Below are 12,348 nucleotides of genomic sequence, written 5' to 3' on the forward strand. Positions count from 1 at the left end.
TTTCCCGACAGATGGAGATGCGCGCCAACCTGGGCAAGAGCGGCGTGCTTCGGAGCTTCGCTCGGTGGCTAACACTCGGCTGGCTCCCGGATTTCACTGAGATAAGCCTGGTAGGCGAGCCGGATGCCGTCCTCAAGCTTCGTGCCGGCCCGCCAGCCGAGTTTTGCCAAGCGGCTGACGTCGAGCAGTTTTCGCGGGGTGCCGTCCGGGCGCGAAGTGTCAAAACCGATCTCGCCGCTGTAGCCGACGGTTGCTGCGACCACGTGGGCGAATTCGGCGATCGTGATGTCCTCGCCGGTGCCGATATTGACCAGCTCGCGATCCGAATAGGTCATCATCAAATGGATGCAGGCGTCGGCCAGGTCGTCGACATAGAGGAATTCGCGCCGCGGCGTGCCGGTGCCCCAGACCACGACTTTGTCGGCGCCGGCAATCTTGGCTTCGTGAAAGCGGCGGATCAGGGCGGCGACGACATGGCTGTATTCAGGATGATAATTGTCGCCGCGGCCGTAGAGATTGGTCGGCATCACATTGATGAAGTCGGCGCCGTACTGGCTGCGATAGGCCTCCACCATCTTGATCCCGGCGATCTTGGCAATCGCATAAGGTTCGTTGGTCGGCTCCAGCGGCCCCGTCAGCATGGAATCCTCGCGCAGCGGCTGCGGCGCCAGCTTGGGATAGATGCAGGAGGAGCCTAAGAACATCAGCTTCTCGGCGCCATGGACATGCGCCGCATGGATCACGTTCGAAGCAATGGCCAGATTGTCATAGAGGAATTCGGCGCGCAGCGTGTTGTTGGCGACGATGCCGCCGACCTTGGCGGCCGCCAGAAACACCACCTGGGGCCGGTTGACGGCAAACCAGCGGTTGACCGCGGCCTGATCGCGCAGATCGACCTCGCTGCGAGTTGCCGTCAGCAGTTCGACGTGTTCTGCAGCCAGCCGCCGCACCAGCGCGGCGCCGGCCATGCCGCGGTGGCCGGCAACGTAGACCGTCTTGCCCTTCAGCTCAAACGGCAGGCTTGCCATTGGCGACCTCCCGCCGCGCTTCATCGAGATCGTTCGCGACCATTTCCTTGACCATCTGGACGAACGACGTCTTCGGCTTCCAGCCCAGTTTCTCGCGCGCCTTACTGGCATCGCCGACCAGAAGATCGACCTCGGTCGGCCGGAAATAGACGGGATCGATGCGGACCACGGTCTTGCCGGATTTGGCGTCGACGCCGGTTTCGTCGACGCCCTGGCCGCGCCACTCGATGCGGCGGCCAACTTCGGCAAACGTCAGTTCGACGAATTCGCGCACCGAGCGGGTCTCGCCGGTCGCCAGCACGAAATCGTCGGGCGCATCCGCCTGCAGGATCAGGTACATGCCCTCGATATAGTCCCGCGCATGGCCCCAGTCGCGCTTGGCTTCGAGGTTGCCGAGATAGAGCGCCTCGTCCAGGCCAACCTCGATGCGGGCGATGCTGCGGGTGATCTTGCGGGTGACAAACGTCTCGCCGCGGATCGGGCTCTCGTGGTTGAACAGGATGCCGTTCGAGGCAAACATGCCGTAGGCCTCGCGGTAGTTCACGGTGATCCAGTAGCCGTACAGCTTGGCGACGCCGTAGGGCGAGCGCGGGTAAAACGGCGTGGTCTCCTTCTGCGGCACCTCCTGGACCAGGCCGTAGAGCTCCGACGTCGAGGCCTGATAGAACCGCGTCTCCTTCTCCATGCCGAGGATGCGGATCGCCTCCAGCAGCCGCAGCACGCCGATGGCGTCGGCATTGGCGGTATATTCCGGGCTTTCGAAGCTGACGCCGACATGGCTCTGGGCGGCGAGGTTGTAGATCTCGGTCGGCCTGATCTGCTGCATCAGCCGGATCAGGTTAGTCGAGTCGGTCATGTCGCCGTAATGCAGCAGGAACGGCACCTGGCGGGAATGCGGGTCCTGGTAGAGGTGATCGATCCGCGCCGTGTTGAACGAGGACGAGCGCCGCTTGATGCCGTGGACCTCATAGCCGAGGCCAAGCAGATATTCGGCCAAGTAGGCGCCGTCCTGGCCGGTGACGCCGGTGATCAGCGCCACGCGCCGCCTAGGAACTTGTGGATGCAATGATGCCTCCTAAAAAATCAGCAAAATGGCGATTGGTGTGCTCCATGGCAGCGCAGTACGCATCGCCCTCCTGGAGCAGATTTGAGCTGCGTGTCTATTTGGTATCGGACAGGATTGCAACGCGACAGGCTCACTCAGTTGGGCGCGCCTTATTGTGAGGCAAGAGCGGCCTGACGAAGTCGGCGAGCTGGCCGCTTGCGTACAAATATCCTTTTATTCCCGCGGCCCGGGCTGCTTCTACATCAGTAGACTTGTCGCCTATGAGAATGCTCCGACTGACATCCACGGGGAAACGTTCCAAGAGGTCGTTGATCATTCCTGCAGCAGGCTTGCGCCGATAGCTTGCCCGCCGGTATCGCTCTATCGATGCGTCAGGATGAAAAGGGCAGTATTCGAATGCATCTACGTGAGCTCCGAACTTGGCCAAGTCCACCATATGTTGATGCAACGCTTCAATGTGAGTTTCCTCGTAAATACCCTGGCCACCCCCGACTGGTTTGTCACTACGAATGCAAAGCACCCTGCATCATTGACGGCTTTCACCGCTTCGCGTGCGCCATCTATCCACTTCAGCTTAGCGATCTCGAACACATAACCGCTGTCTTCATTCAGCACTCCGTCGCGATCGAAGAAGACTGCCGGTCTCTTTATTTCGTACATAGCGTTCGGACAATCGTTGGGTTCACAAGCACAAACATCGAAAGTTTAGGCCGTAAGAGGCCAATAAAGGAGGCTACTCATCGATAGCATCCTGTCGTATCATGGAATTGGCCGGCGTTCGTTTGCATGGGCGAGGTGTTTGTACCGGACCAAGCGCATTCGGGAACCCTCATCAGTTGTAGGACTTCGCCTTTGCAACCATTTAAGGAAGGAGTAAAGTCCAGTTATTCGCAACCCGTCCGGGCAAGCCATGATTGAGGCAATTTTGTTAATGGTCGGCACATACATCGTTGTTGCCGAGGTTGTTCGACGGTGGCGCGAGGCCGCGGATCGAGCGAGATACAGGAAAAGGCGCGCGTAGGATGGGGACACCCTGTCCGATGCATGTTTTCAAATTTGATTTCCGCGATGGCCCGATTTGCCTGTGGGCGAACTTCAGGTGATGCGGGTCTCTGAGCCAACTCGTTTGTAGATTAGGAACGGCTGACTGCGGACGAGCAAGAGGTGCGCCTTGCAAGCATTCTGACGGGGTCCTTGGAAAAAGCAAGATGAGCCCCCCACCCGTTTCGGGGCATCGTTGGTGGATGCTTCGCGCTGTTCGATGCCGTCCATTGACTCCGCGGGTAGGGTAATTTTTCGAAGCCTCTGTTGCTACTCGGTTTCGATCAACCGGCATCCTCCTCCAGCAGAGCATTCTATGAGGGAGGCAATTTTGGGGCTAGGTCAGAAGGTCATTCTCGGCAACTAAGGGAGGATCCTCGGCAACTAAGGGAGGATCCTCGGCAACTAAGGGAGGATCTCGCGCAGCATTAATTCACGGAGGGACGGGTCACGTTCCTTGAGCGAACCTTTGTTGGCAACTTCAGGCTAAAGCCATCCACGATGCACTCTCTGCCACCATATTTCCTCAAGACGATGGAACCTGGCCCTCATCTCGACAGAATTCTGCTTGGGTTCCATTGGAATATTTTCCGGTTGGTTCTTGAGTGCTGAAAATGCGTAGCCTTGGTATTTCTGCGATCGTTATGGCAGCGTGTCTCGCCACACTATCGATAGTTTTCATTGGATTAGCTTACAGCGATGGATGGTCGGGCGGCTCTGCCTGCTCGGTCGCTGAGAGCCTTTGCCGGCGCCCCTCTCTGTTGGCCATACCGATCACCGTGACGATGGCTTGGGGCCTCATGGTGCTGGCGGACGAGTAAGGCCACCTCGATTGGCGGGTGGCTGAAAGCACGGGAGCGCAGTCCGTCCAAATTTCAAGTTCGGAGCGTCCTAATTAGGGCACCGGGAATTGGCCCGTTCTGCATCTCTGTTTAGGCCCCGAGCAGCTAACTAGGTGCCCTCGTCCTCTATCATTCTGAACGATGACGGCGCTTTGCGTTATCTCCCATGTGGCGGCGATTGTTCATCTAACGGGGTAAAGACATGCGGCGGGTTTGAGCGCTATTTAGCAGGGTCCTCAAAAGCCAAGAAGACATCGCGTGCCTGCAGATAGACCTGAGTGTTGATTGCATTCGAGTCGTACCTGTAGGTCGCAAGGTGTCCGTCCATTTCGCGTGCCGCCGTAGGGTCTACTCGCCAGATCCGGGCGTTTCGTCGGATGTAGTCGTGCGCGGCGTCCTCCATCTCGGGCGGCAATTCGGCGAGATCGATCCGGCGAAGAGTCTGTTCGATAGCTTTTTCGCGGTAGTGATCCAACAGTTTGTGCCGCAATACTCGGTAGCGCTGGATCTCCCAGGATAATTCCACCACATCGATCGCTAGCAGCCACTCTATCACGCTACTTGGTGCGAGGTCAGCGAATATTGCTTGGCGCATCAGATTGTATTTTTCGAGGGAGTGCAGAAGTAAGGGTGGGGGCGAGAGAGATTCGAACTCCGCGGGCAAGTCGGATTTTGTAAGGTTTTGAGCGGTATTGAAGGGCGCATTCATGTTGCGAGTCCCTTGGACATCGATGTGTGTGCGGCGTTTGCCATTATCGCGGCTCTTTCCTGGCCATCGGTCTGGCTAGCGTCCCACAGTTGTTTGGCAATAGGCATTGGCGCGATCTGCATATTTGCCCACCAGGCCTTTTCGTTGCCGTGCCGGTGCAAGTCTTGGTGATGGGTGCGGCAGAGTGGCACCGTGAACTCATCGCTGACCTTGCGTCCTAAGGCGCGCTGTTGCGCGAACTTCAGGTGGTGTGGGTCCGACGGGGTTTGTTGGCAGATCAGGCAAGGCTGTCCTCGTACGAAGGATAGGTGCCCCTTGCTTCGCTTGCGCGTAGGCTCCTTCGGCAATGCAAGCGTCGCCGCCGCATTTTGCAGGACGCCGGGGACGGACGGTTCCGCCGGTGAGGTCGCGACATTTTCAGAAGGATGCGCGGCTTCGCCGATCTTCTGCTGATAGGCGATCTCGATCAACCGGGCATCTGCTTCCAGCAGAGCGTTCTTCCGAGATAGTCCGTCTTTGGCCCAGGCGAGTAGCTCATTCTCCGTGGTTAAGCTGCCGATCTCATCGAGCATCTGGTCCCGCAGCTGGGCGGACTGATCTTGGCTAAGCGTTGGCGCACGGTGCAGAACGGGCTTATTGCGTTTGTCGTCGGCTGCGTGCGTCGCATTCGGCCGGGGCTGTGGCAGGCCGGGCAAGGCGTCAGGTGCGTCCAAGTCGTCCTCGCCAGCGATACCAACCAGTGCGAACAGGGCGTAACGCCTGGCATAGGTCAAGGCCGCCCCCATCCGGTGCGGCGCATCAGTGTCCTTCGCGGCACATACCGGCCAGTCGGCCGAAATCCATTCGCCGGATGAATGGGCAAGCAGAGTGGTCAGACGAACTTGCCCCGAGCTCGGCTCGATCCGGGTGGTTTGGATGGTTGCAATCTCCTGCTGGCTTAAGGCCTTGCGCACAATATCCAAGCCGCTAGCAAGAGAGGCGTAGCGAAAGGTGCGGTCCTCCTCGCGTGGAAAGGGCGAGCGGATGGTCGCAACCAGGGTTTTTTCCGGGTTGGTCAGCTCAGCCTGCGCTTTGGCAAGCGCCGCCGCAATGGCGCCGATGCGCTCACTGGACTGGTGCATTTGAGTTCTCCATCTGAATCGGGTCAAAACTGATCGCACCGGACTTCGAGCGCTTCGCTCGGATACCGTGTCCGCTAGCTTCCTTTGCGTCTTCAGGCACGAGCTTCTTAAGTTCTGCTTTGGTGATCTCGTGATCCTGGTGCGCCGCGCGTGTGCGCAAGTAGGTTGCCGCGAGCTCTGCCCACGAGTTCGATGGCGACATGTCCACAACCTTCACAGCTTCGAGCCGTGGGCGTGGCGTTTCGATCCCGAAGAGGGAAGGGAGCTCGCCCGTCTGCACGCACCGCCAAAACTTCTTCTCTGCTGTGAGGAGGAGGTGCTGGTAGAGCGGGTCGGCATGCACCTTGATCTCGACCCATTTACCACCGCCAGTAATGATCGAGAGCACGGCTGACGGCGCAGCAACTACCCACATGTTGTGCTGTAGTTGGGCCATGTGTTTCTCGGCTGCAGCTTCCTCGGAGAAATTCCAAGGCAGCATGAACTTGGCTTCAAACACGCCCCCTGTCTCTTGCACTCGGCCGTCCAGCGTTGCTGCCATCCATTTGTGGATCGGGTGACGAACTTTCTTTTGTACATCCCCGACGGTGTGACCGGTATTTCGTTCGTACCAAGCACGGTTCAGGTCCTCGGTGATGCAACCAAGCTGCACGATGAGATCTTGGCTCAGGTCTTCAGATTCGAGCTCACCTCTCTTCTCGCGCCACAACCGCACTAACTTTGCTTGGTCATCCCCCATTATGAATCGAGCGTCTGATCCTCCAATAAAACCTAGCCTTGTCCGCGTACCATCCTTTGGAAGCATCTGCCTTCTCCATCTAAAAACGACAGAAGTGACTATAATAGATATTTTGGACAAATCAATCCATTTTCGACATAATTGTCGAAAGGGCGCAGAAATGATTTCATCGATGCAGTGCAGGGCAGCGAGAGGCCTCCTCGATTGGAGCCAACAGGAGTTGGCGGACCGAGCAAAGGTCGGCATCGTGACGATCAGGCAGCTGGAGGCCGGTACGCATGAGCCCCGCCGGTCGACACTCCAGGTTGTCCGATCGGCTTTTGAGGCGGCCGGAGTTCAGTTCATCGATGAGAATGGAGGAGGTGAGGGCGTCCGCCTAAACAAGCCCAGAAGGTAGCTCCGACCCGAGAGTTGCTTTTGCCGCCACCCACCCTTGGGCGAGTCTTGGATGGACAATAGGCATTACTCTCAGATGGGATTGACAACTCGTCGCAGAAATCTCTGGCGGGCTCTAAAGAATGGCAGCGGTGCGGAGATGGCTTATGCCGCGGATAGCGGTTCTAACAATCGCCCGCACTTATGCGATAGGTGCAACGGTCTGGGATGAGTTACGGATGGCCTCAACGCGCTGATGGACGTGATCCGGTATCGCGCGAATTTGATAGCGTCCTTTTCAACAGATTTCTTAGAGGCAACAACCCGTCACTTCGTGCTCATTTCTGAAAATCAGAAATTCAGTTGACCGCCCAGGCAAATCAGTTGATTATGCGGCACCTGGTTGCTTCCCAGGAGGTTCGCATATGTCCGATCAATGTTCCGAGCTTGTCGAGATTTCGAAGCTCAACGGCGATTTTAGAAGAAACTACGGCAAGGTGTTGGGCGCTTACCTCTATCTGCGATCCGTCAGTGCCGCCCGCCGCCGTTCTTGGTCTTGGACCGGCTTAGTTTCCTTCGCTTGTTCTGTCGGCTTGGCTTGGTTGGCACGGCATGGTCGGTTTCCATCAATCTGGTTTTGATCTCTCGGATCACCTCATCCAAGCTATCGACGCGCACGGCCTTTTCGCGAGCCAAAACCTTATCCGAAAGCGCAACGTAAGCCCCGGTGCCCCATGAAGCGGGTATCACCACATAATCTTTAATGCCTTTGTTGAGTTCGTTCAGTCGAAATACGATCAGGACTCCGGCTGATATTTTCCCGCGGCGAGCTCTCCACTGCGGGGAAGGATTTCTCTTCGGCAGATGTCGCGCCACCAGAAAGGTGATCCTAAGCTTTCCATTCGCCATCAAGCCGGCGCCGTTTTGTTCGACGACAGCGTTAGCTTTCTGATCTATCGTTAGTGCCTCGGCCACTTGCGTAGCGTGCTTCACCAAAACGTCAGACCAATAAACACGACTGTCGATCCAGTCGCAGTAACGCGAGGGATCATACCCGAGCAGGGAGTAGATTTTTCGCAACGTTCCGAAGTGCTCCCAGTATGTCGAGGCAGCGGGAAGGCCGGGCGTGTTGTCGATAATGGTCCAACTCAGCTTTCCCTTTCGATGGAGAGCCGTCCGCAGCCTTAGCAACATCTGATCTTCCGGGATCTGGATACGCCGCTCGGCCAATATCTTTTGGGCGCGCGCGAAGAGTTTCGGATCGACGATCGGATCGATGAACGCCAAACCTCGAATCCACCGATCCCTGGGATTGCTGATCAGCTTCTGTCCAATGGGTCGCGTGGTGCGGTTGTAAACGATGTTTCCGATATAGTTTTCATTCACAAGAATGATGCGGATCATGGCGCCGCTCCAGGGACGCCCTTGATTGGTGATCTTCGCTTGATTGAGCTCCCGCGCGATTTGGCTGTAGGATTTTCGTTCGACGACGAACTGATGGAAAATCCACTTGACGATGGCGGTTTCCTCTTCGGATCCGGGCTGAAGCCGCACGCGATCCGTTTGCAAAGCCTTGCGCTCCCCTTTTTTAAGCCTGCCTTTTGGACCCGCGCTTTCATCGATCAGTTCCCTGCGGAGGCCGAACGTGAGCGGGCCACCAACGCGATATCCGAGGGCTGCGACTCGGCTCTGACCAGTGTGCACCTTCACGCCAAGCTCTCGGCTGTACTCCGCCGCCATCACACGCTTGATGTTCTTGACAACGCTCGATACAAGGCTTCCGTCGTTTTCGAACTGTTCAGCGCAATAGGCAACTTTGATGCCGTTTCGCTTGCAGACAAACTCGTAGTGTGCGCTCTCGTCGACGTCCTGGAAGCGTCCCCATCGGCTGACGTCGTAGACCAGGATATGGTCGAAATCCGCGGTTCCTGACTGGACATCCTCAATCAGTTCGATAAGCCCCGGCCGCCCCTTAATCCTCAGACCGCTGCGTCCTTCGTCGACATAAGTCCGAACGATAGTAAGGTTCCGCTGCTGCGCATAAGCCGCGATGGCGGCGGCCTGGTTCTGGATCGAGTATCGCTGAAAGTCGGTCGACATTCGCACATACTGCGCAGCGCGAAGCGCCCTCTGGGCTTTTTCCAGTTGCGTATTGCGGCGGATGACGAGCGCATTGACCATGGATCAACGCTCCGGAATACTACAGCAGCGGAGATCAACTTCGTTGTGTGGGGCAACCGGCGTATATGAAACACCCAGAGTAGACAGAATTCAAGATCACAATTTGCCCGGATCCCGTTCAAGACGAGTACATGATGATGGACGTTAGACCATTTCACTGGGCCGGAGGTGGCGCGCTAGTTCGAAGTCGATCCCGGATTGGCAACCCCCATCGAGACCGCTTCGAGGTTCTGTCTATCCTCATCAAGGCACCACTAGAACAAGCACTTCGCGACGGCGCACGACGACCCAGCAGATATCATCCGTTTCGCAATTGATTCAGTGGGTCGCGGGCGGAGCTAGGCGTGCGCTACCGCGCCTCTGAGATTTTGAGCCGTGTTCGCCCGTTAGAGCAGCTAGAACTGACCCGGGACTAACGGTGATGACTGAATGGTAAGGCGGTCTCAGCCGGCCAATTTTTGTCTCAAGTCCATCCCAGTCGGGATCGGCGGATGACCAGCCAAAATTGTCCAAGCAGATGCTACCCCGACCTTTTGCTGCCAGACTGGCGCAGACAACAAAACTGTTCGAGATTCGAACGAAACGCTCGCGGTCGGTCGAGCTACCATTTGCACAGTTTTTCCGCACCAGCTTTGCTACGGCAAGATGTTGCTCGGTTGAGAACAGCATTGAAGGAGGCTTCTGTGTTGTTTGACGGTATGAGGTGTCACTCAGCGCCAGAACGCTTCTCGGCTGATCCGCTTGGTGCGTAAATTCCATTTTCTCCGAGAGATTTTCTCGATCGTGTACTCATGGTCATCGTCAAAGTGAAAAATACGTCCGGCCTTGCTGGTTTCTGTTGAATGCACCGAACAATTCATCATCACCGCACTAATAGGTCCCTGTTGCCATCTTCCCGCCCTGCGAACCATCCAATCCCAGGCGAGGGGAGGGCGCTAGCGAGAACGGCCACGGCTATCACCGGTTGACGGGAACGAATCGATCATTGTCGGCTTAGTAGCCAAATGATGAGCGACTTCACGCCCAAGAGCCGCATCAGTAGCGAGCCAGGACGACCGCGCCGCATATGCCGTGGGTTCTGCTTCTTCTCCTCGCGATTGCCATTGTCGCAGTGCTTTGGGCCAGCAATCGAACCGGATCCGAGTCCTCGCCATTAGAGGCTGTTCACCCCAATGCTGAGCCGTCTCTGGCTGCCGAAATCGTTGACAAGACGGCTAGAGATACTGTGGCCAATCTCCAGCAAACGATCCAAGAGCTCCAGGCAGCACAGCAACATGCCGCGGAACAGATCAGCGGTCTACAGCGACAGATATCGGCTGAGCAAGGCCAGCGTAAGCTGCTTTCGGAACAGCTGGGCGGGCTTTCCGCTCGGGTGGATAGTCTCCAAGGATCGAATGCAGCAGCGCCACCCGGCCCGCCGCCACCTGCCAAGAAAGGACGCGGGCAATGAGTGCCGCTAAACGTCGTTTCCTCATTCTTGACCGGCGGGTGGTGATGCAAGGCCGCTCCAGGCGCGCCGGACCTGCATTGCGCAATCTCTCGGAAAGGGCCAAACCGAAGCGGAGTGTCTCCTGGCTCAGGAGGACGAGGCCTTTACCTGCAAGCGGGCAAATCGCCCGTCAATTGTGCATGAGCGCTTCATGATCCTGCGCGCCATCGACCGCGGCAGGTCCGAAGCGAAGCTGGCACGGGCACGTCCGGATTGCACATACTAAGAGTCGCCGCAGACTGCTGCGAGGCACATGCCCAGAAGTTGTCGCCTCGTTTCGAGAAAAATCTATAAACCCGGCGACCTCTGACATTCTGCGCAAGATGAAGCACGCTCGACAGATCGATTATGCTGGCTGATGGTTGCTGCTTCGAATTTCTCATCGCCCTATGGGAAGGCTTTGCTAGACGAAGGACGAAAGCAGGATTAGACCGGATCGCCCGAAACGGTGACATCGTAACTTCCGCCGAGCCGGCGTTGAGCGCGAGCTGAAGGCGGTTCAGGGGGAGTTAGCCGACCTGCAGGCCTCTTACGGAGGCATATGTTCGAGCTCGCCAAGCAGCCAGGTACGTTTCGAAACTCCTGGCCAATGCTTTTTTGCCGGCAAATCATCCGGAGATCCGAAGATGATTATCTTGCAGATGAGATTCGGGCAGCGGCGAAGAAGGCGACAGTTTGGCTAGAAAAAAGTCTGTGGAAAGCGAAGTGGCGGTAACGCGCAAGGATCAATGAGCGGACAAGTCCGCCTAGATTGCATGTTCAAGCAGGCAAGCGGTATCGGGGCGCCTACATCATTCTAAAACGCATCACCATTCACCACGCTTTGTCGAAGAAGCCACGTGAAAGGTCTCGCTCAAAGCATCTTGCCGCTCTTGCTCGAGATGAAAATTTGCGGAGTTACAAATGGTCGCGGGGGTAAAGAAAAAAAGTGACTCGCCGAGTCGATATAGAAAGCCGAACGCGCTGAAACACGGGGGCTTCTCCCGTATGGAGCTGTTTCCTTGGGAGAATTCCGCAGAATTCGAAAAACTTCATCGTGACCTGATCGATCAGTACCAGCCGCGAGGGCCACTTCAAGAGGACTGCATTCAATCAGTCGCTTCCTTCATGTGGCGCAAACGGCGAATCCGAGACAAGCGGCGCTTTGACACTCAAGCGGCCCTCGAGCGTGTCGAAAATGCGGTCCTGTGGGATCAGCCGCCACCGCTCATGGACAAGAATCAGGAAATAACGATGTACCGGTTGACAAATGGGTCGTCTGAATTGCGGCCGCACGCGCTCGACGATTATCAGCGCCTCATGGCCTTCAGTTGTGCTCTTTACCGCGATCGGAGCAAGTCTAGCGTATCCATGATCGTCGACTTCCTGCCGAAGGAATTTAAAGAACACCTCAAGGAAAAGGTGCCTGGCGATGCCTACGAAACTGCCACGCAGTGGATCGTCGCGCTGAAGGAGGAAGTAGATGGTGTGCTTTTGCCAATGGTGCGGAAGCGTCAGCCGAAATCGGATTGCTACGCCGAGACGGCCGCTAACTTCCTCACCAACGAACGATTGATGGCCGATTTAGATATTGAAGAACGTTTCGATGCAGGCATCGACCGGGCACTAAAACGTCTGTTCAGCCTGAAAGCGGCCGAACAGCTCGATAGACCTCGGGTTGTTGAATCGAAACCGCCTCCGCGTTTGCAGCAGACGCTGTCCGCGGAGGAACAGTAGCTGGAGGTGTTTTAATACCATAGAACCTTCATCATGACGGT

At 56.8% G+C, this 12,348-nt stretch carries 9 protein-coding genes; 2 read left to right on the plus strand and 7 right to left on the minus strand.

What is annotated here, in order from left to right; genetic code table 11:
* Positions 1-68: 68 nt before the first annotated feature.
* The 6 genes from fcl to HCN50_RS31345 form a co-directional block, all read right to left on the minus strand.
* Positions 69-1,028, minus strand: a complete 960-nt coding sequence (gene fcl / locus HCN50_RS31320; protein WP_283812147.1) for a GDP-L-fucose synthase — start codon at positions 1,026-1,028, stop codon at positions 69-71.
* Positions 1,009-2,094, minus strand: coding sequence for a GDP-mannose 4,6-dehydratase (gene gmd / locus HCN50_RS31325; RefSeq protein WP_210265173.1), 1,086 nt, complete (start codon positions 2,092-2,094; stop codon positions 1,009-1,011). Before gmd ends, fcl begins: the two co-directional genes overlap by 20 nt.
* Positions 2,095-2,224: 130 nt before the next feature.
* On the minus strand, positions 2,225-2,530 hold the full coding sequence (locus HCN50_RS34000) for an HAD hydrolase-like protein (protein ID WP_235977336.1): 306 nt from the start codon (positions 2,528-2,530) through the stop codon (positions 2,225-2,227).
* A gap of 1,667 nt (positions 2,531-4,197) precedes the next feature.
* Positions 4,198-4,686: a hypothetical protein gene (locus HCN50_RS31335; RefSeq protein WP_235977337.1), complete on the minus strand. Its 489-nt coding sequence runs from the start codon at positions 4,684-4,686 to the stop codon at positions 4,198-4,200.
* Positions 4,683-5,807 carry an ERF family protein gene (locus HCN50_RS31340; protein WP_171713742.1) on the minus strand — a complete coding sequence of 375 codons (1,125 nt, stop codon included), beginning with the start codon at positions 5,805-5,807 and terminating at the stop codon, positions 4,683-4,685. The genes HCN50_RS31335 and HCN50_RS31340 overlap by 4 nt, the downstream gene beginning before the upstream one ends.
* A complete protein-coding gene (locus tag HCN50_RS31345; RefSeq protein ID WP_171713743.1) occupies positions 5,791-6,612 on the minus strand; it encodes a YqaJ viral recombinase family protein in 822 nt (273 codons plus the stop codon). The genes HCN50_RS31340 and HCN50_RS31345 overlap by 17 nt, the downstream gene beginning before the upstream one ends.
* 106 nt (positions 6,613-6,718) lie before the next feature.
* On the opposite strand from HCN50_RS31345, the gene HCN50_RS31350 reads away from it, so the two are divergent.
* Positions 6,719-6,943, plus strand: a complete 225-nt coding sequence (locus tag HCN50_RS31350) for a helix-turn-helix domain-containing protein (RefSeq protein ID WP_311968252.1) — start codon at positions 6,719-6,721, stop codon at positions 6,941-6,943.
* Positions 6,944-7,449: 506 nt separating this feature from the next.
* On the opposite strand, the gene HCN50_RS31355 is transcribed toward HCN50_RS31350, so the two are convergent.
* Entirely contained in the window at positions 7,450-9,102 is a 1,653-nt protein-coding gene (locus tag HCN50_RS31355; RefSeq protein WP_171713745.1) for a recombinase family protein, read from the minus strand.
* 2,392 nt (positions 9,103-11,494) lie between these two features.
* Here HCN50_RS31355 and HCN50_RS31360 point away from each other — a divergent pair.
* Positions 11,495-12,307, plus strand: a complete 813-nt coding sequence (locus HCN50_RS31360; RefSeq protein WP_171713746.1) for a hypothetical protein — start codon at positions 11,495-11,497, stop codon at positions 12,305-12,307.
* Positions 12,308-12,348: the final 41 nt, after the last annotated feature.

Source organism: Bradyrhizobium archetypum, assembly GCF_013114835.1.
Classification (GTDB): domain Bacteria; phylum Pseudomonadota; class Alphaproteobacteria; order Rhizobiales; family Xanthobacteraceae; genus Bradyrhizobium; species Bradyrhizobium archetypum.

Coding starts and splice junctions, on each gene's coding strand:
- HCN50_RS31360 (WP_171713746.1), top strand. CDS start 11,495: ATGGTCGCGGGGGTAAAGAAAAAAAGTGACTCGCCGAGTCGATATAGA.
- HCN50_RS31355 (WP_171713745.1), bottom strand. CDS start 9,102: ATGGTCAATGCGCTCGTCATCCGCCGCAATACGCAACTGGAAAAAGCC.
- HCN50_RS31345 (WP_171713743.1), bottom strand. CDS start 6,612: ATGCTTCCAAAGGATGGTACGCGGACAAGGCTAGGTTTTATTGGAGGA.
- HCN50_RS31340 (WP_171713742.1), bottom strand. CDS start 5,807: ATGCACCAGTCCAGTGAGCGCATCGGCGCCATTGCGGCGGCGCTTGCC.
- HCN50_RS31350 (WP_311968252.1), top strand. CDS start 6,719: ATGCAGTGCAGGGCAGCGAGAGGCCTCCTCGATTGGAGCCAACAGGAG.
- fcl (WP_283812147.1), bottom strand. CDS start 1,028: ATGGCAAGCCTGCCGTTTGAGCTGAAGGGCAAGACGGTCTACGTTGCC.
- HCN50_RS31335 (WP_235977337.1), bottom strand. CDS start 4,686: ATGAATGCGCCCTTCAATACCGCTCAAAACCTTACAAAATCCGACTTG.
- HCN50_RS34000 (WP_235977336.1), bottom strand. CDS start 2,530: ATGGTGGACTTGGCCAAGTTCGGAGCTCACGTAGATGCATTCGAATAC.